The sequence below is a fragment of the Roseovarius indicus genome, assembly GCF_008728195.1.
Classification (GTDB): Bacteria; Pseudomonadota; Alphaproteobacteria; order Rhodobacterales; family Rhodobacteraceae; genus Roseovarius; species Roseovarius indicus.
Genome location: NZ_CP031599.1, coordinates 249,033 through 265,975 on the forward strand (window position 1 = coordinate 249,033; position 16,943 = coordinate 265,975).

Annotated in this window: 17 protein-coding genes and 4 pseudogenes; 5 read left to right on the top strand and 16 right to left on the bottom strand. The window is 61.5% G+C overall.

From position 1 onward, the window contains the following. The 4 genes from RIdsm_RS27480 to RIdsm_RS27495 are packed head-to-tail and all read left to right on the top strand — an operon-like array spanning position 1 to position 2,790. Positions 1-441 (top strand): PaaI family thioesterase, encoded by a 441-nt coding sequence (locus RIdsm_RS27480; protein ID WP_057817190.1) that lies wholly within the window; start codon positions 1-3, stop codon positions 439-441. 33 nt (positions 442-474) lie between these two features. Further along, positions 475-1,251, top strand: a complete 777-nt coding sequence (locus RIdsm_RS27485) for an SDR family NAD(P)-dependent oxidoreductase (protein WP_057817191.1) — start codon at positions 475-477, stop codon at positions 1,249-1,251. A 1-nt stretch (position 1,252) separates the two neighbouring features. Then, entirely contained in the window at positions 1,253-1,648 is a 396-nt protein-coding gene (locus tag RIdsm_RS27490; RefSeq protein WP_057817193.1) for a Zn-ribbon domain-containing OB-fold protein, read from the top strand. Then, complete coding sequence (locus tag RIdsm_RS27495) at positions 1,645-2,790, top strand: thiolase (RefSeq protein WP_057817194.1); 1,146 nt, start codon at positions 1,645-1,647, stop codon at positions 2,788-2,790. Before RIdsm_RS27490 ends, RIdsm_RS27495 begins: the two co-directional genes overlap by 4 nt. A gap of 70 nt (positions 2,791-2,860) precedes the next feature. Here RIdsm_RS27495 and RIdsm_RS27500 read toward each other — a convergent pair. The 10 genes and pseudogenes from RIdsm_RS27500 to RIdsm_RS30650 form a co-directional block, all read right to left on the bottom strand. After that, positions 2,861-3,994, bottom strand: a pseudogene (locus RIdsm_RS27500) (C4-dicarboxylate TRAP transporter substrate-binding protein). 57 nt (positions 3,995-4,051) lie between these two features. Next, positions 4,052-5,363: pseudogene (locus RIdsm_RS27505) on the bottom strand (TRAP transporter large permease). A 10-nt stretch (positions 5,364-5,373) separates the two neighbouring features. Beyond that, positions 5,374-5,865 (bottom strand): TRAP transporter small permease, encoded by a 492-nt coding sequence (locus tag RIdsm_RS27510; protein ID WP_236553322.1) that lies wholly within the window; start codon positions 5,863-5,865, stop codon positions 5,374-5,376. Between the two features lie 72 nt (positions 5,866-5,937). Beyond that, the gene (locus RIdsm_RS27515) at positions 5,938-6,714 is read right to left on the bottom strand and encodes an enoyl-CoA hydratase/isomerase family protein (protein ID WP_057817196.1); all 777 of its coding nucleotides are present in this window, start codon (positions 6,712-6,714) and stop codon (positions 5,938-5,940) included. Positions 6,715-6,742: 28 nt separating this feature from the next. After that, complete coding sequence (locus RIdsm_RS30940) at positions 6,743-7,294, bottom strand: acyl-CoA dehydrogenase family protein (RefSeq protein ID WP_420854143.1); 552 nt, start codon at positions 7,292-7,294, stop codon at positions 6,743-6,745. Positions 7,295-7,306: 12 nt separating this feature from the next. Beyond that, positions 7,307-7,896, bottom strand: a pseudogene (locus RIdsm_RS30945) (acyl-CoA dehydrogenase family protein); the annotation flags it as partial. A 5-nt stretch (positions 7,897-7,901) separates the two neighbouring features. Beyond that, on the bottom strand, positions 7,902-8,744 hold the full coding sequence (locus RIdsm_RS27525) for an acyl-CoA dehydrogenase family protein (protein WP_236553324.1): 843 nt from the start codon (positions 8,742-8,744) through the stop codon (positions 7,902-7,904). A gap of 21 nt (positions 8,745-8,765) precedes the next feature. Then, positions 8,766-9,080: an acyl-CoA dehydrogenase family protein gene (locus RIdsm_RS30645; protein WP_236553325.1), complete on the bottom strand. Its 315-nt coding sequence runs from the start codon at positions 9,078-9,080 to the stop codon at positions 8,766-8,768. A gap of 1 nt (position 9,081) precedes the next feature. After that, positions 9,082-9,966 (bottom strand): CaiB/BaiF CoA transferase family protein, encoded by an 885-nt coding sequence (locus RIdsm_RS27530; protein ID WP_082647423.1) that lies wholly within the window; start codon positions 9,964-9,966, stop codon positions 9,082-9,084. A 97-nt stretch (positions 9,967-10,063) separates the two neighbouring features. Next, positions 10,064-10,153 (bottom strand): annotated as a pseudogene (locus RIdsm_RS30650) (enoyl-CoA hydratase/isomerase family protein); the annotation flags it as partial. A gap of 255 nt (positions 10,154-10,408) precedes the next feature. Between RIdsm_RS30650 and RIdsm_RS27540 the strand changes: the two are divergent. Then, positions 10,409-11,374: an NAD(P)H-dependent flavin oxidoreductase gene (locus RIdsm_RS27540; RefSeq protein ID WP_057817202.1), complete on the top strand. Its 966-nt coding sequence runs from the start codon at positions 10,409-10,411 to the stop codon at positions 11,372-11,374. A 71-nt stretch (positions 11,375-11,445) separates the two neighbouring features. On the opposite strand, the gene RIdsm_RS27545 is transcribed toward RIdsm_RS27540, so the two are convergent. From RIdsm_RS27545 to RIdsm_RS27570, 6 genes are read right to left on the bottom strand one after another with little or no spacing between them, the layout of a single operon-like run. Beyond that, positions 11,446-12,642, bottom strand: a complete 1,197-nt coding sequence (locus RIdsm_RS27545; protein WP_236553333.1) for a phenylacetate--CoA ligase family protein — start codon at positions 12,640-12,642, stop codon at positions 11,446-11,448. A 27-nt stretch (positions 12,643-12,669) separates the two neighbouring features. Beyond that, positions 12,670-13,479, bottom strand: a complete 810-nt coding sequence (locus RIdsm_RS27550; protein WP_057817207.1) for an enoyl-CoA hydratase/isomerase family protein — start codon at positions 13,477-13,479, stop codon at positions 12,670-12,672. Positions 13,480-13,514: 35 nt separating this feature from the next. Beyond that, complete coding sequence (locus RIdsm_RS27555) at positions 13,515-14,666, bottom strand: acyl-CoA dehydrogenase family protein (protein ID WP_057817209.1); 1,152 nt, start codon at positions 14,664-14,666, stop codon at positions 13,515-13,517. After that, positions 14,663-15,787 carry an acyl-CoA dehydrogenase family protein gene (locus RIdsm_RS27560; RefSeq protein ID WP_057817211.1) on the bottom strand — a complete coding sequence of 375 codons (1,125 nt, stop codon included), beginning with the start codon at positions 15,785-15,787 and terminating at the stop codon, positions 14,663-14,665. Before RIdsm_RS27560 ends, RIdsm_RS27555 begins: the two co-directional genes overlap by 4 nt. Continuing rightward, on the bottom strand, positions 15,774-16,223 hold the full coding sequence (locus tag RIdsm_RS27565; protein ID WP_057817214.1) for a MaoC family dehydratase: 450 nt from the start codon (positions 16,221-16,223) through the stop codon (positions 15,774-15,776). Before RIdsm_RS27565 ends, RIdsm_RS27560 begins: the two co-directional genes overlap by 14 nt. Continuing rightward, positions 16,220-16,939 carry a transglutaminase-like domain-containing protein gene (locus RIdsm_RS27570; protein WP_057817215.1) on the bottom strand — a complete coding sequence of 240 codons (720 nt, stop codon included), beginning with the start codon at positions 16,937-16,939 and terminating at the stop codon, positions 16,220-16,222. Before RIdsm_RS27570 ends, RIdsm_RS27565 begins: the two co-directional genes overlap by 4 nt. Positions 16,940-16,943 lie beyond the last annotated feature (4 nt).

Genomic DNA, 16,943 nt, shown 5'->3' on the forward strand with positions numbered 1-16,943 from the left:
ATGAGCGCACAGAATGGCAAACCCGAGGTTCCCGCCCCGTTCAACGCCTTGCTGGGCGTCCGATTCATTTCCTGGTCCGATGACATGGCGGAATTGCAATTGACGATCACCCATGACCACCTGAATGGCGCCTTCGCGGTCCATGGCGGGGTTTTCGCAACCATGCTGGACAACGCGGTCACCTTCTGCGCGGCTTTTGCGGGCGAAGGCCGTCCCGGTCATCGCTGTCTGACGCTCTCTCTCACCACCAGCTTTGTCGGCCCGGCGGTCGAGGGCGACGTGCTGACGGCACGCGCGCGCATTGTCGGTGGTGGGCGCAAACTGATCTTCGTGCAGGGCGAGGTCGTCAATCAGGACGGGCGTCGTCTGGCACATGGAGATGCCGTGATAAAGCGGGTCACACCGCCCTCGGGCCAACCCGAGCCGAGCGGCGGAAACTGATCTTCAACCAATGAACGTAGTAAGGAGATAGAAATGATCAACCCGATGTCATTGGAAAATCAGGTAGTGATCGTCACCGGCGCCGGACAGGGGATCGGTCGCGGCGTGGCGGAACTGGCGGCCGATCTGGGTGCCAGGGTCGTCGTGAACGATCTCAACGAAGACGGCGTCAAGGAAACCACCGAGAAGATCGGCGGCAATGCCCGCGCCCTCGTCGGGAACGTGGCCGACCCGGACTTTCCCGAGAAACTGGTGAAGTTCAGCCTTGACGAATTCGGGGACATCAACGGGCTGGTGAATAACGCCGGCATCGTGCGCGCCGCGATGATCCACAAGATGGACCGCGCCACATGGCAGCAGGTCATCGACGTCAATCTCACCGGTGTCTTCGCCTGCCTTCAGGCTGTGGGCACCTACTACAGGGATCAGGCCCAGAAGGACCCGGACAGCTCCGCACGCCGCGCCATCGTCAACGTCTCCTCCGATGCCGGCCGCCGCGGCACCATCGGGCAGATCAACTATGGCGCCGCCAAGTCCGGCGTGCTCGGCTTGACGATGAGCGCCGCGCGCGAATGGGGCCGCTACGGGATCAACGTCAACTCGGTCTGTTTCGGAATGGTCGAAACACCGATGACTGAAACGATCCGATCGGACAAGTTTGCCGACAAATACATGGCACAGATCCCGATGGGCCGTATGAGCACCCCTGAAGAAGTGGCGCAGCCGGTCTGTTTCCTGTTGTCCAACGCGGCAGCCTACATCACCGGCCAGCACCTGAGCGTGAACGGCGGCTACCACATCGGGTTCTGAGATGACAGGCATGGAAAAGGGTCCGGGGCCCGACGCCGTCTTTGCCGCCAAGCTGGCCGAGGGCGTCTTCGAGATTCAGAAATGCGGCAGCTGCGGCACGCATGTCTTTCATCCGCGCGTGATCTGCCCAGCCTGCGGCAGCGCAGACCTTGAATGGGTTACGCCCTCGGGCAAGGCTACGATCTATGCGCGGACAGTTGTGCGCCGAAAGCCCGAACGCGGCGGCGATTATAACGTGGTGCTGGTGGACCTCGAAGAAGGTGTTCGAATGATGTCGCGCGTTGACGGCATCGCGCATGACGAAATTGCCGCCGGGCTAAGGGTAATCGCGTCGATCGGCGAAGGCGCGGACGGTCAATCCGCTGTCGTGTTCCGGCCCGAAGGAGGTGCAGGATGAGTTTGCGGGGAAAAGCCGCCATTGTCGGAGCGGCGCTGGCCGGCTGTGGCGAGGCCCATGGCAAGAGCGCGATGGAGATCACCGTCGAAGCCGTACATGACGCGCTGGCCGATGCCGGGGTCTCGCTTTGCGACGTCGACGCCATCGCAACCTGCCAGCCGCTGGACATGCTGTCGGGGCTGACGCTGGCGCAGGAACTGGGGCTGAACCCCAGGTTCACCATGAACAACCGCATGGGCGGCTCGTCGTTTCTGTCGCACACGCTCTGGGCCGCGATGCTGCTGGAGTTGCGGCTCGCCGACACGGTGCTGATCGCCTACGGGTCGAACCAGCGCACCGCCTCGGGCAAGCTGATGACCGCGCTCGGCCCGCCAACCTACGAGGCCCCCTACCGGCCGATATTCCCGCTGTCGTCCTACGCGCTTGCCGCGGACCGTCACATGACCCAATTCGGCACCACGCGGGAACAACTGGCCGACGTGGCGGTGGCCGCCCGCGCCTGGGCGCAAAAGAACCCCGAAGCGTTCGTTCGCGATCCGCTGACGCGCGAGGATGTCATTGCCTCGCGGCTGGTCTCGGATCCGCTACGGGTACGCGACTGCTGCCTTGTCACCGACGGTGGCGCCGCGCTGGTGATGCGGCGGGCCGAGACGGCGAAGGATCACCCCAGGCCACCGGTTTATCTGCTGGGGGGCGGCGAAGGCACCACCCACCGCGACATTTCCGAAATGCCGGACCTGACTGTGACCGGGGCCGCGCAGTCGGGTGCGGCGGCCATGGAAATGGCGGGCGCGCGCCCGTCGGATATCGACGTGGTGGAGCTTTACGATGCCTTCACCATCAACGTGATCCTGTTCCTTGAGGATCTGGGCTTTTGCAGGAAAGGCGAGGGCGGCCCCTTCGTCGAAAGTGGCGGCATCGCGCCCGGCGGTCATCTGCCGGTCAACACCAACGGCGGCGGGCTGTCCTGCGTGCATCCCGGCATGTACGGCATCTTCACGCTGGTCGAAGCGGTGCGGCAGCTGCGCGGCGAAGCCGGAGACCGCCAGATCGACGGCGCAAAGCTGGCCCTGGCCCACGGCAACGGCGGTGTCCTGTCCAGCCAGGTGACGAACATCCTGGGCACCGAAGCCACGCTCTGACCAGGCCATCGGACAAGACGAAAGCGGCCCTCCTTACAGAGGGCCGCTTTGCGTTTCTGCCTGAGGTGACTCAGTTCGGGTAGGTGTCCAGGTCGATCTTGGAGTAGATTTCCTGGCGCAGGAGATCGGCAAAGGGCTTCGGATTGTCGCGAATCGGATGCAGCGTCTTCACCAGACCATGCCATTTCTCGATCAGCTCGCGGTAGGTCGCGATCAGCGGCTCGGGATCTTCGATGCCGCGCTCCTCGCGGGAGATGCGGGCGATCTCTTCAAGGTCTGCGGTGCGAAAATCGACCAGATCCTGAAGAAACTCGGGCGAAGGTTCGTGAACCGTCAGTCCAAGGTCAGCGGCCTCTTTCAGCACATCCAGATCATCGGTTTCGTAATTGACCGCCGTCTGCGCCACGGCGTCGGGGATATTCTTGGTGAATTGTGTCCGTTGTTCACTTGAGAGGGACTTCCAGAAAATCGGGCTGAGGGCAAAGATCGACCCGGAATGATAGGTGCCCAGCGGCAGCTCCGTCAGGTGCTTGGCAACTTCAATCAGGCTATGCCCCTTGAGCGCCCCCACCGGTTGCACCGCGGCGGTGACGACGCCGTGGCTCATCGTATCATACATCTAGCTCGTTGGCACGTTGACGGGCTCGGCCCCAAGGCGGGTTGCCCAGCGATCCCAGACCGAGCCGCCGGTGCGCAGCTTGACGCCCTGCATATCCTCGATGGTCACAATCGGCTGGGTCGTCAGCAACACGTAGGGCGCGGTGCTGATCCCGCTAAGGGCCACCATGCCGTTCGCGGCGAATTCGTCCTTGCAGGGCTGACAATGCAGCATGACAAATTCGCTGGTCGCACCGAGCATCGCGTAATGATCCTCGCCCAGAAGCGCCATATCGGCGACGAGCTGCGCATAAGGCATTTCCGAGCGGAAATAGGTCAGCGCCAGCAGGCCCACATCGGCCACGCCGTCGCGCGGGCCAGACAACGTCGGCTTGGCACCGAGCAGGGCACCGCCGGCAAACAGCTTGAAGTCGAAGGCATCTTGAAATTCGGCCTCGGTCATATCGGCAAAGGCGGCATGACCGCGCGATGTCGCGTGATTGGGCGAGGTCCAGTTGCTTACCGTCACCCGTTTTTCGGCCAGGGCGGGCGTGGCCGAGAGTACGGCACCCGTCGCCAGTATCGTCAGGATTTTCGTCAGTCTCATGTGGTCTCCTCCTCTTTGTCAAAGTCCCGCTGTCGCGCGGGGTTCATCACGGCAGTTTCAACTTCCAAGCTCCGGCAGGAACATGATCAGTTCGGGGAACGCGACCATGATGATCAGGACCACCACATCCGCGGCCAAGAACCACATGACGCCTTTGAAAATCAGCGAAATCGGAACCGCGTCTCCGACTATACCCTTGATCACGAAGACGTTGAGCCCCACCGGCGGCGTAATCAGCGCCATCTCGACCAGTTTGGTTGCAAGGACGCCAAACCAGATCAGGCTGATATGGTTCGCCTCAAAAATCGACAGGAGAACGGGTAGCGTCAGCAGCAGGATGCCCAGCGGATCTAGAATCATGCCCAACAGGCAAAAAAGCACCGCCGTGCCGAAAACCAGCATTACATAGCTCACCCCCAGGTCGATCACCAGGTCTGACATCGCTTCGGGGATACCGCTGATTGCCAGAAACCGGGAAAACAGATTGGCACCAACCGCAATGATAAAAATCGCCGCGGTCATTTTTGCAGTGTCCATCAGCGCGATTTTCGAAACTTTCCAGTTCAAAGTGCCGCGCGCCGCCGCAATCACGAAGGACAAGGCCGCTCCGACAGCGCCAGCCTGTGTCGGTGTGAATATCCCGGTGAACAGACCGCCAAAAACACCCAGCACCAGCAAGATCACAGGCCATGTTTCGCTCAGGGCCTCCAGCCGTTCGGACCAGATGGCACTTTCGTCGAGCGGCGGGCGGCGCAAGTGCGGGGTTGATCCGCGCACGAATGATGATCACGGCCCAGTACCCCAGCATTGTCAGCACGCCCGGCACGATCGCAGCCAGAAACAGCTTGCTGATCGCAACCTCGGCAAAAATGCCATAGATGATCAGAAGGATGCTCGGCGGGATGAGTGAGCCCATGGTGCCGGCCGCGGCAACCACGGCGGTACTCAGCCCGGGATCGTAGTCGCGCTTCAGCATTTCCGGCACCGCGATCCGCCCCATCGCCGCGGCGCAGGCCAAGCTGGAGCCCGCCGCGGCCGAAAACAGCGCTGCGCCGCCCACGCTGGCGACTGCCAGCCCCCCGGGCAGGAACGACAGCCAGACCCGGGCGGCCTTGAAGATCCCGCGCGTGATGTCGGTCTGGTAACAGACGTAGCCCATCAACAGAAACATCGGGATCGACCTCAGCGTCCAGTGCGCGGCGAAGTCATATGGCACGGCGGTCAGCAGGCCGAAGGCCGCGCCGCTGCCCAGCATGGCCCAGAACCCGAAGAAGGACACGATGCCCAAGGCCACCGCGATCGGAACGCGCAGCAAAACCAGCAGGATGACGAAAACGATGCCGCAAAGGCCGATCTGGAAAAAGCTCACCGTCCCGCTCCTATTCGTACATGTCGTGATTGGGACCAGCCATGCCAGCGTCGGTGAATGGCCTTTGGGTCAGCTTCGCCAGCAAGAGCAGCACCATCAGCCCCGCTCCAAGGGGCAGAAAGAAGCGGCCGGGCCAGACGGTAAGCGCGGCCATGCCCATGGATTTCTCCCCGATAAGATATTTCTCGACAGCGTCTATCCAGGTTTGCCAGGTGAGCAGCCCGTAGAACACCGCAGACAGTGCCAGAGCCAGCATGTCGAAAGCGGTCCTCGCCCCTGTCGGGAGCATATCGTGGATCAGGTCGACCTTGATGTGCTCGTTGGTATATTCGACGAAGGGAAGCGGCAGAAAGACCAACCCGACCATGTAATAGTAGGACACGTAATCCACCGTTCCCGGCAGTGGCTCTGCGATGAACTGGCTCAGGATGACGTCGAGCGTGACATGGACCATCATCAGGGCCGCCAGAGCCGTCGCGGCATAGGTGATGATCCGCGACACCCATCCAAGTCGGGCAATTACTGATTACATCGATGTTTCTTTCCTGTCATGGTCAGGTCGCGGGCCCTACGGCTATGCCCCTCGAAATACCGGTTGTCTCTTGCTCAGGAAGGCTTCGATGCCTTCGGCGTGGTCTGCGCTCTTGATGATTTGTCCCTGGATGATGGCTTCGGTTTCAAGAAAGCTCTCAAGCGAAGGTTGCAGCGCGGCGCGCATCAGCCGCTTGGCTCCGGCCAGCGCAAAAGTCGGGCCTGCCGCCAGGTCTGCCGCATAGTCCGCCGCGGCGTCATCGAGCGCGTCGTCCGGATGCACCTGGCTCGCCAGCCCCAGGCTCAGCGCCTCTTGCGCCGGCACCAGCCGGGCAGAGAAGGCAAGATCTGTCGCCCGCTGTCGCCCGATCAGATTCTGAAGAAAGAACGCCGCGCCGCCATCCGGGGCCAGGCCAATCTTGCGAAAGACCTGACCAAGTTTCGCTGTCTCGGAAAGCAGCAGGACGTCGCAGGCCAGGGCCATGCTCAGCCCGATCCCCACCGCGGGACCGCGCACCGCCACCACCACCGGCTTTTCACAGTTGTAGATCGACAGGATCATCTGGTGCGCCCGGTGCAGACGCGCACGGTCGCCCCAGACATCGTCCTTGCCCATGGTCGAAATATCCGCGCCCGCACAAAAGGCACGGCCCTCGGCTCTCAGCAGCACCGCCCGGATCTCGGGGTCGGTGTGCATCTGGCGGAAGCTCTCCATGAGCTCGACCCGCATTTCAATGGTCAGCGCGTTCAGCTTGTCCGGCCGGTTCAGCGACACGACGGCCAGACCGTCCTTGCGTTCAACTGTGATGTCACTTTCCATGACCGTCCCTCCCCTCAGCAATAATCTGTCAGTCGGCAAACAGCGCCCGTGCGATCCCGTTCTTGTGGATCTGAGTCGTGCCTCCGGTGATCGTCAGCATCCGCACGTCCCGCACCATCCGCTCCAGCGGCAACGAGCCGAAATAACCGTAGCCGCCGAACATCTGCATCGCGTCGTGGGTTACGCGCTGTGCCATCTCGGTGGCCTGGACCTTGGCAATCGATGACAGGGTCGGATCGGGCTGGCCCCGGTCGATCAGCGACAGCGCGGTGTAGCACAGCGACCGGGCAGCCTCGATCTGCACTTTCATGTCCGACATCATCCATTGCAGGCCCTGCATGTCGGACAGCGCCTTGCCGAACTGGCGGCGCGTTTTCATGTAGTCGCAGGCCAGGTCGAACGCACCTTCGGCCACGCCAAGCGCCAGAACCCCCATGCCGACGCGGGTGCCGTTATAGACACCCAGCGGACGGACAAAGCCGCTAGAATTCTCGGCCAGACCCTCGGTCACGATGTTCTCCGCCGGCACTCGCACGTCGTCAAAGTGGATCTCGCATTCGTTGCAGCCGCGCGCCCCCATCTTCTGTTCGAGGATGTGCACCGTCACGCCGGGGCTGTCACGTTCCACCAGAACCGTGCCAATGCCCCGCGCCCCCTTGCTGTCGCAGAACCGCGCATAGACCAGAAGGTAATCGGCCCGGTCGCCGAAGGTGGTAAATATCTTGCCGCCGTTCAGCACAAAGTCATTGCCGTCCCGCCGCAACGAGGTCGTCACTGCCGTGGCGTCCGAGCCTGCCTCGGGCTCGGTCCAGGAAATCGCGCATTCGATCTCGCCCGCCGCGAAGCGCGGCAGGAAGGCGCGCTTCAGCTCTTCGCTGCCGCAGGTGGCGATGATCCGGGGCGAGACGTTCTGATCATGGACAATCAGCGCGGTGTTGAAATCCACCTTCGCCAGTTCCTCGATCACCAGATAGCAATCGACCAGCGAGGCATCCCCCCCCCATATTCGCCGGGGATGGTCATGCCCAGATAGCCAAGTTCGCTCAGGCGATGGTGGTTTTCATCGGGATAGATGCCCTCCCGGTCCCAGCGCGCGGCCCGGTCGCGAAATTCACCCAGCGCCAGCTTGCGCGCCGAGTCCTTCAGCGCGATCTGCTCCTCGGTCAGCATTGAAGGATGCATGCGCCCTACCCTCCCCGCCGTTGGTTGAAACTGTGGCCATAGACCATGGCGGCAATGGTGTTGCGCAGGATCTCAACGGTGCCACCGCCAAGCGCGAAGCCGCGCGCGTCACGCACCATGCGTTCCAGCGGGTATTCACGCGTATAGCCGTTGTGGCCGTGGATCTGCAGCGCCTCGTTCGTGACCCGTTGCGCCATTTCGTTGGCGTAGAGCTTGGCCATGGTTGCATCCATCGGGTCGGGAAAGCCGTTCGGCGCGGGGTTGGTGGCGGCGCGATAGACCATCAGCCGTGCCGCATGGATCTGTGTCGCCATGTCGGCGATCTTCCATTGGAGGCCCTGAAATTCGTTGATCGGGCGGCCAAACTGATGGCGGATCTCCGAATATTCCTTGGCCGCCTCGAAGGCACCTTGCGCCAGCCCCACGCACATCGCCGCATTGCCCACACGCTCGGGGCCGAAACTGCTCATCAGCAGCGCGAAGGAGCGCGAGCTTTCGGGATCCCCCTCAACCAGCACGTCCTCGGGGCCGGCCTTGTAGTTTTCAAGGATGATCTCGGCCTCGGTCAGGCCCCGACCGCCCATTTTCAGCGATATGTGGCCGATCCGCGCGCCGGGTTTCTTCAGATCGACAACGAAAGCGCCGATCCCCCTTGCCCCGCTGGCCTTGCCGAACCGGCAGAAGACCAGCGCGTAATCGGCCACATGGGCGCCGGTGGACCAGCACTTGTTGCCGTTCAGCACCCAGCCGTCGCCATCCTTGGTGGCCGTGGTGCGCAGATCGGTGACCGCGGACCCCGCCTCGGGTTCACTGATGGCGATGGCGATGAATTTCCTGCCCGCCGCCATGTCCGGCAGAAACCGCTTTTTCTATTCGTCGTTGCCCAGAACGCTGATCGCCCGCGACGGACCGTTCAGGTAAAGCTGCGAGACCAGCGCGGTGTTGAAACAGACCCGCGCCATTTCCTCCAGAAAGACGGTGCCCTGCACCACCGGCGCGCCGGAGCCGCCGTATTCCTCGGGGATGAACATGCCCAGATAGCCAAGCTCGGCCAGCTTGTCGCGGTTGGCGGCGGGAAATTCCTCTTTGTCTTCCCAATAGGCGGCCTTTGGGGCGAATTCCCGTTCGGCCAGCTTGCGGGCCTCCGAGCGAAAATCTTCCAGTTCCGGATCGAGCTTGAACATGTCAGTTTTTGTCCTCTGAGAGTGTGGAAAGCCCGGCCTGGCGAAATGCGCCCAGTACGCGTGCCGTATCGGCACCCGCTGCCGGGGCGGGTATGGGGGCACGTGGTTGTGACGTGCAAATTTCATTGGCAACCCGGGCACAGGGACCGTGCCCAGATCCGGATGCGGAAGATCGTGGATCATGCCCGCGGGTGCGCATGTCATCGTCCGAAACCACCTCGGCCAGGGTGCGCACCGGCGCGCCCGGCACACTGGCGTCGCTCAAAGCCTCGAAAATCTCAGCACGACTATGCTGCGTGGTCCATTCCGAGACCCAGCCATCGACCTCGGCACGCCGCGCACAGCGCGCGGGGCCCTCGGCCAGTTCGAGATCCTCGGCCAGATCGGCGCGCCCCATCGCGCGGCTCAATTGCTGCCAGTGGCGATCATTAAGGCACATGATCGCCACCTGCCCGTCCCGCGCCGGAAACAGATCGTAGGGCGCGACCTTGAGCACCGCCTGGCTGTTGCCGGCACGGTCGGCAAACCCGTCAGGTGCCAACAGGAAGCTGGAGATATTGGACGCCAGCGCGTGATGCGTCACGTCCTGCATGGCAATTTGAACGAAGTCGCCGCGCCCGGTCGTGCCGCGTGCATGCAGCGCCGCCATGATCCCGCCAAACAGGTGGACGCCGCCGAGAAAATCGGTGATCGCCGCGCCGCATTTCATCGGCGAGCCATCAGGAAACCCGGTTACCGACATCAGCCCGGTCAGCGCCTGAATGGGGAAATCCATCGCCGGTGCATCGCGGTAAACGGAATCGGCGGCGTAGCCCTTGCCCGACCCCATGACCAGGCGCGGATTGCGAGCCGAGAGCGTCTCCCACCCGATACCCAGTTTTTCCATCGTACCGGGCCGGGAATTCTCGATCAACACGTCGGCGGTATCCGCCCGCGCAAAACGCGCCACCGGTTCCGGTGATCAGCAGCGCGCGGACACGGTCGTCATCGCGCACTTCCGTGACGATGCGCTCCATCTCCTTGCGCGCGGCCTGGTCGAGCGCATTCTTCTTCTCGGGGAAGTCGAACGTCATCCGACCGACACCCTCTGAGCATTTGTAAAGCAAGGGCACCGCTTCCTCCTCCCGGAAATGGATCTCCTGGGAACACGCTAAAGGCGGGTTGTGCCAACAAGCTACAGGCCAGCGCCGGAAAACAGACTTGTGTTAAATGGATGCCGCCCGTTTTTTCCGTTGCGGTCTCAGGGCCGCGGTGTTTCGATCTGGCCAGAGATGCGCTGGCGGCGGCTCCGCGCAACGTCCTGATGAACCGGCAAAGAGACCGAAACCATGTATTCCGACACTCTTCTCGGCCATCTGCGCCTGCCCGTGATCTGCTCTCCAATGTTCCTGGTATCCGGGCCCGACCTTGTCATCGCCCAATGCAAAGCCGGCGTGATCGGCAGTTTTCCCGCCCTGAACGCACGCGAAAAAGACGGCGAGCCCCCCCTGCTTGAAGCCTGGCTCAAACGCATCACCGAAGAGCTCGACGCACATAATCAGGCCAATCCCGACCGGCCCGCCGCGCCCTTTGCGGTCAACCAGATCGTGCACCGCTCGAATGATCGGGTCGAACGCGACGTCGAGATATGTGCCCGTTGGAAGGTGCCAGTCTGGATCACTTCGATGGGCGCACGCGAAGACGTGAACCAGGCGGCACATGATTGCGGCGGCACCGTGCTGCACGACGTGATCAACAACCGGTTTGCCAGGAAGGCCATCGACAAGGGGGCTGACGGACTGATCGCGGTCTGCGCCGGGGCGGGTGGCCATGCGGGTGCCCTGTCGCCCTTTGCGCTGGTTCAGGAGATCCGCGAATGGTTCGACGGTCCGCTGGCCCTGTCGGGATCCATCGCCACCGGAAGCTCCGTACTGGGCGCGCAGGCCATAGGCGCCGACTTTGCTTATATCGGGTCGCCCTTCATCGCGACAACCGAAGCCGTCGCCTCCGAGGATTACAAGCAGATGATCGTTGACAGCGGCGCGGACGACATTCTCTACACCAGCCATTTCAGCGGCGTGAACGCCAATTATCTCAAACCGTCGGTCCGGGCGGTTGGGCTTGATCCTGACAACCTGACCGGTGACGGCAACAAATTGAATTTGGCCACCGGCGACATCCGCCCGAAGGCTTGGCGCGACATTTGGGGCAGCGGTCAGGGGATCGGTGCGGTCGGCGCGGTGACGACGACAGCGGACTATGTTGACCGTCTCGTCCGGGAATACCATGCCGCCAAAGATGGGCTCTGCGCCTGACGAAAAAGGGCGGCAAGTTGCCCAGCCGCCCATCTGATCCTGCCACTATCGCAGATGACTGAGAAGCGATCTCAGCCGTCTTTTTGGTTGATGATCAGTTCTGCATTCTCGGGCAGTTCCGCAACAACGCTCACCGCGTCGGCACGGATCCTGGCATGCAATTTGAAGGCCTCAGCTGCGGCTGTTTCCGCAGCTGAGGCGTCGGCGCCGTCTTCCAGCACAAGCGAAAGCCGGATCATGTCACGGTCACTTTCGCGCGTCACCACGGCCTGCGCGGCCTTTGCGCCTGGCGTCACGATCACGACTTCTTCGATCACGCGGGGATAGACGAAGATCTCGCGCACTTTGACCGCCGCGCCGACCCGGCCCTGCAACGCAGAAATGCGGCCGACACTGCCATCTTCATTGCTTTCCAGAGCAAAGGCGCTGTCGCCGGTGCCGAACCGGATCATCGGCCAACTGGCATCGCGCGCGGTCACGACAACCTCGCCCGGTTCGCCATGGGCTACCTGCTCGCCACTGATCGGATCGCAGATCTGCACCACGCGGTCGGGATGAACCAGATAGCCTTCGCCGCCATCCTCATAGGCGACAAGGCCCAGATCGGCGGTGGCATAGGCGGCCCAGGTGGACACGCCATATTCGGCCTCCATCCGGCGGCGCTTGGCCATCCAGTCGCCCATCTCACCGCCGAGGAAGGCGGTTTTCACCGTCCAGGCATCCCGGCCATAGGTTTCAATCACCTTGTCCGCCAGCGTCAGGAAAAACGCGGTCGAGGCGCAGATTGAAGTCACACCGGTTTCAACGATGATCTGGGCCTGAAGCTCGGTATTGCCGACACCGCTGGGGATCACCGTGGCCCCGACGGACTGTGCCGCTTCGTCGAACAGCAAGCCTGCCGGCACCAGATGATACATCCAGGTGTTCAGGATGATATCCCCCGGCCCCATCCCGGCCGCCTTGAACAGCAGGTCAAGGCCGTGGCCGACACCGCCCGAAAGTGCCGGTTCGAAGATCGGGCCGGGGGACACGTAGATCCGCCCGACATCCTTCAGACCAGAGGCGAGGAACCCGCCAAAAGGCGGGTTATCACGCTGGATCTTCAGAAGCTCTTCCTTCTTCATCACTGGCAGCCGCGACAGGTCCGCCAACGATGTGACGGCTGCCGGATCGAATCCGGCAGCCGTAAACCGCGATTTGAGACCAGATGCCATTTTGGCCGCATCGGCATAGGCTTGAGCTATATCTCGATAAATATCTTCAGACATGTCCATGCCTCCTCGTCCGATCAGACTTTAGAGCGGGCAGTCCTTGCGGAAGTTCGGTGCGCGCTTCTCGCGGTGCGACAGCACACCTTCTTTGACGTCCTCGCTCATGAAGCCAAGCATTTCCAGCGCGGTCGAGGCATCGAAGATCGGACCGGCCTGACGCAACCAGTTGTTCAGCGAATACTTGGTCCAGCGGATCGCGCTTTGCGACCCGTTGGCCAGTTCGACGGCCGTGTCCAAGGCGATCTGCTGCAGCTCGTCATCTTCGACGCACATTGACACAAGGCCGATGCGCTCGGCCTCTTCGCCCGACACCGGTTTGCAGGTCATCAGATAGTACTTCGCCTTGGCCATCGAGGTCAGCAGCGGCCAGATGATCGCCGCGACATCGCCAGCGGCAACACCCAGCCGCGGGTGGCCATCGACAATCTTGGCTTTCTTCCCGGCGATCGAGATGTCGGCGAGAATGGCAACCACAAGGCCCGCCCCGGCCGCAGGGCCGTTGATCGCGGAAATGATCGGCTTGTTGCAGTTGACGATATTGTAGACGAGGTCCTTGGCTTCTTTCCACGTCTTCATGATCTCGTGCGAATTGCCGATCATGTTTTCGATCAGGCTGAAATCGCCTCCGGCCGAGAACGCCTTGCCCGCGCCGGTCACGATCACCGAGTTGATATCCTGGTCGCGGTCGATGTCGATCCACATATCCGTCATCTGGGTGTGAGTTTCGGCATCGACCGAGTTAAACGTCTCGGGCCGATCAAAAGTGATGCGCAGGACGCGATCCGCCGGGTAGTCAAACTTCAACTTGTCATATTTCGCGTAACGGTCAGACATATTCTTTTTCCCTCTTCGATGTCTTGATTGTTGCTTCAACCCGGCAGTCCAAGTACTGCTTTAGACAGGATGTTGCGCTGGATTTCGTTCGAGCCGCCATAGATCGTCGTCGGCCTCGCCTTGTAGAAGCTCGACAAAACGTCGACGCTAACATTGCCAACCTGAAGCGGGCCGATTGTGCCGCCATCGGGACCGGCTGCTTCGATCATCAGTTCGGTGATGCGCTGGAAGCATTCAGTCACCCAGATCTTCAGCATGGAGACATCCGCACCCAGCGTCTCGCCACGTTTGAGCTGATCTGCAAAACGGGCATAAAGCGCGGCATGATCTTCCACATCCAGTGCCGCCTGGGCAAAGCGGTCACGGAACACCGGATCGTCAAACGCGCCACGGCCACGGGCAAAGCTTTCAAGCTGTCCCAGAGCGTTCTGGGCCAGACTTGGCGAACCGATGAAAATGCGTTCGAAGCTCAAGAGAGCCTTGGCCATCGTCCAACCCTTGTTCAGCTCGCCGACAAGGTTCTCGCGGGGCGTCCGAGCATTGTCAAAGAAGACCTCGCAAAACTCGGTCTCGCCCGACAGGGTCGTGATGGTGCGCACATCGACTCCGGGCTGATCCATCGGAGCGAGCAGGAAACTGATGCCTTGTTGTTTCTTGGGTGCATCCGGATCGGTGCGCACCAGCATGAAAATGTGCGTAGCGTCATGCGCCATCGTGGTCCAGATCTTCTGTCCGTTGATGACAAAGTCGTCCCCGTCAATCTCTGCGCGTGTTCGCAGGTTCGCCAGATCGGACCCGGCGCCGGGTTCCGAGTATCCCTGGCACCAGATGTCTTCGCAACTCAGGATACGCGGCAGCCAGTAATCTTTTTGTTCCCGGGTGCCGAATTTGATGATCAGCGGCCCGACCATCTGCACGCCCATGTCGCGGCCGCGATTGACGCCCCAGCGCTGCTGCTCTTCATAAAAGATCAGCAGCTTGGCAGCGTTCAGGCCCATACCGCCGAATTCAGCGGGCCAGGCTGGTGCGACCCAGCCCTTGGCGTGAAGCTTGCGGTGCCAATGTTCGATCTCGGCGAACTTCGGGCGGTGCGGCAGATGACGCAGCTCCTCGGGATATTCCGCTTCGAAGAACTGGCGCACTTCTTTGCGGAATTCCGCATCGCTCATTGCATTCCAGTCGGTCATTGTGCTGCCCCCTCTGCTTCGCGTGCCTCGAACCAAATCCGCCTGTGATAGGTATCGTCGCCCAACCAGGCCGACAGCACCAACGCCCGGTTCAGGTAGAGCCCGATATCGAACTCATCCGTGTATCCGACTGCGCCATGCAACTGGATCGCGTCGCGGGTGATTTTCTTGGCGGCCGTGACGGCGCGCGCCTTGGCGCGGCTGGCAATAGGGGTCCGAACCTTCGGATCGGTTTCGCTGTCCATCTGCGCAAGCGCCGCCCGCACTCCGGCCTGCGCGACCTCGCACATAACGTTAAGGTCGACGGCACGGTGCTGGATGACCTGGAATGATCCGATCGGCTTGTCGAACTGCTCGCGCGTCTTGATGTAGTCGAGCGTGATCTCAATGGCGCGACCGCTCAGGCCGACAAGCTCGGCTGCGGCAAGCGCCGTGGTATCGACGACAGCCTCCTCAAGCGCGGCTTGAACCGCATCGCCGCGGGCAAGTTCCGCAGCTGGCGTTCCCGAAAAAGAAAGCTCGCCCGAGGAGCTGCCGTCGGCCTGCGTCCGCTTGTCAATAACAAGGCCGTCCGCGTCCGCCTCGGTCAAGACCAGAACCGGCCCCTCATCTTGTTCGGCCACGACGAGGAACCCTTGCGATCCGGTCGCACCGACGACCCAGGCCTTGCCACCGGTCAGCTTACCGTCCGCGTATCGGCAGGTCGCATCGGCGGGCGCCCCGCCCGGACCGCGTTCCTGCCAGGCAACCGCCAGAGAAATTTCGCCGCCGATGAGCTGTGCCATCTTCGGATGATCCGGACAAAGGCGGCGCAGAAGGCCAAGACTCAGACCGATTGTCAACACGACCGGTTCCGGTGCAATCACACGGCCGACTTCCTCGGCGATGACACCCCCGGCGGCCAGGCCCATGCCAAGCCCGCCCTGATCTTCAGGCACCGCCACCCCGAAAACACCGGCCTCGGCGAGTTCCCGGACCATCTCCGCATCGAAACCGCCCCCGGCATCACGAAGTTTTCGGGCTCTGTCACTTCCGCCCGCCCGTTCAAACAACGTGCGCGCGCTCTCGCGCAACAGGCGAAGGTCTTCTTGTTCGCTGGAAAGGATATCAGTCTGTGTCATTTTGCTTTCGTAGGATCATCATGGGGGTGTCGGTCGAAAAAACGACCTCGCCCTCAGGGTTTTTGGCGCTGAGCGTATAGTGCAAAACACCTCTGTCGGGCTTGCTCTTTGACGGCGTGACCGCGTTGACCGTCAGTTCGACATCAAGGGGTTCGTTCGGACGCACCGGCCGCAGCCAGCGCAGATTTTCAAAGCCCATGCCACCGATATTGGCGACATCGACCATCATCTCAGCCATGATCGGCCTGAACACTTCCAGCATCGTCTGAAAGCCCGAGGCGATCAGGCTGCCATGTATGGCGGTTGCATAGTCTTCGTCGGTGTGCAGCCGCTGCGGATCCCATTCCTCGGCAAACGCCTTTATTGAATCCGCGCTCATCGGAGCGCTGCGAAAGCGATAGACTTGGCCCGGCGAGAAGTCTTCCAGATACCTCAAGAGGCACCCTCCTTTGCGAAACCGTCATCGTATCCGCTCGCATCCTTGGATATCCGGATGCGGTTGAATTCTTCCAGCTTCGGATAGGTTTCCTTGAACGTCGTCAGAAACTCACCCATCGGCGCGTCGAAATAGAGCCCACGGTCGTTCACATATTCCATGTGACGGTGATTCTGTTCGTCGAACTCGTGAAAGAGCGCGTCGTGATATCCGTCGAAGACCAGAGGTTTGACCCCGAATCTTTCACACAGTTCCATGTTGAATGCAGGTGTCACCTTGTAGGCCTCATTCCCCAACCACAACTGAACATAGCCGTGGTAGATAAAGAGATCGGTCTCCATCAATTCCTGCAACTTGGGTGTATTCAGGTGGTTGCGCACATCCGCGAACCCAAGAGCGGCGGGGATACCCACAGCACGCAGACAAGCCGCCAGCAGAATTGCCTTGGGAACGCAAAACGCCGCTTCCGCCCCAGCGATACGGCTGGCACGGTAAGAGTCCTCATCCAGCGCAAAACAATAGGGATCATAGCGAATATCGTCGCGAACCGTTTCGAACAGGCGAATCGCCTTGTCTCGATTGGTTGCGTCCACAGGAAGATCACGCAAAGCCGATGTCACGAAACCCTGCACTTCCAAGCTATCGCTTTCCACAAAGCGCGATGGCATGACATAACGCTCAGCTTCAGTCGGCAGGTCATCGTCAGACTTGTCCATTGGC

Coding starts and splice junctions, on each gene's coding strand:
- RIdsm_RS27555 (WP_057817209.1), bottom strand. CDS start 14,666: ATGACCGACTGGAATGCAATGAGCGATGCGGAATTCCGCAAAGAAGTG.
- RIdsm_RS27550 (WP_057817207.1), bottom strand. CDS start 13,479: ATGTCTGACCGTTACGCGAAATATGACAAGTTGAAGTTTGACTACCCG.
- RIdsm_RS27545 (WP_236553333.1), bottom strand. CDS start 12,642: ATGTCTGAAGATATTTATCGAGATATAGCTCAAGCCTATGCCGATGCG.
- RIdsm_RS27485 (WP_057817191.1), top strand. CDS start 475: ATGATCAACCCGATGTCATTGGAAAATCAGGTAGTGATCGTCACCGGC.
- RIdsm_RS30645 (WP_236553325.1), bottom strand. CDS start 9,080: ATGTTCAAGCTCGATCCGGAACTGGAAGATTTTCGCTCGGAGGCCCGC.
- RIdsm_RS27530 (WP_082647423.1), bottom strand. CDS start 9,966: ATGGAAAAACTGGGTATCGGGTGGGAGACGCTCTCGGCTCGCAATCCG.
- RIdsm_RS27480 (WP_057817190.1), top strand. CDS start 1: ATGAGCGCACAGAATGGCAAACCCGAGGTTCCCGCCCCGTTCAACGCC.
- RIdsm_RS30940 (WP_420854143.1), bottom strand. CDS start 7,294: ATGGGGGCGCGCGGCTGCAACGAATGCGAGATCCACTTTGACGACGTG.
- RIdsm_RS27540 (WP_057817202.1), top strand. CDS start 10,409: ATGTATTCCGACACTCTTCTCGGCCATCTGCGCCTGCCCGTGATCTGC.
- RIdsm_RS27490 (WP_057817193.1), top strand. CDS start 1,253: ATGACAGGCATGGAAAAGGGTCCGGGGCCCGACGCCGTCTTTGCCGCC.
- RIdsm_RS27525 (WP_236553324.1), bottom strand. CDS start 8,744: ATGGCGGCGGGCAGGAAATTCATCGCCATCGCCATCAGTGAACCCGAG.
- RIdsm_RS27560 (WP_057817211.1), bottom strand. CDS start 15,787: ATGACACAGACTGATATCCTTTCCAGCGAACAAGAAGACCTTCGCCTG.
- RIdsm_RS27570 (WP_057817215.1), bottom strand. CDS start 16,939: ATGGACAAGTCTGACGATGACCTGCCGACTGAAGCTGAGCGTTATGTC.
- RIdsm_RS27515 (WP_057817196.1), bottom strand. CDS start 6,714: ATGGAAAGTGACATCACAGTTGAACGCAAGGACGGTCTGGCCGTCGTG.
- RIdsm_RS27495 (WP_057817194.1), top strand. CDS start 1,645: ATGAGTTTGCGGGGAAAAGCCGCCATTGTCGGAGCGGCGCTGGCCGGC.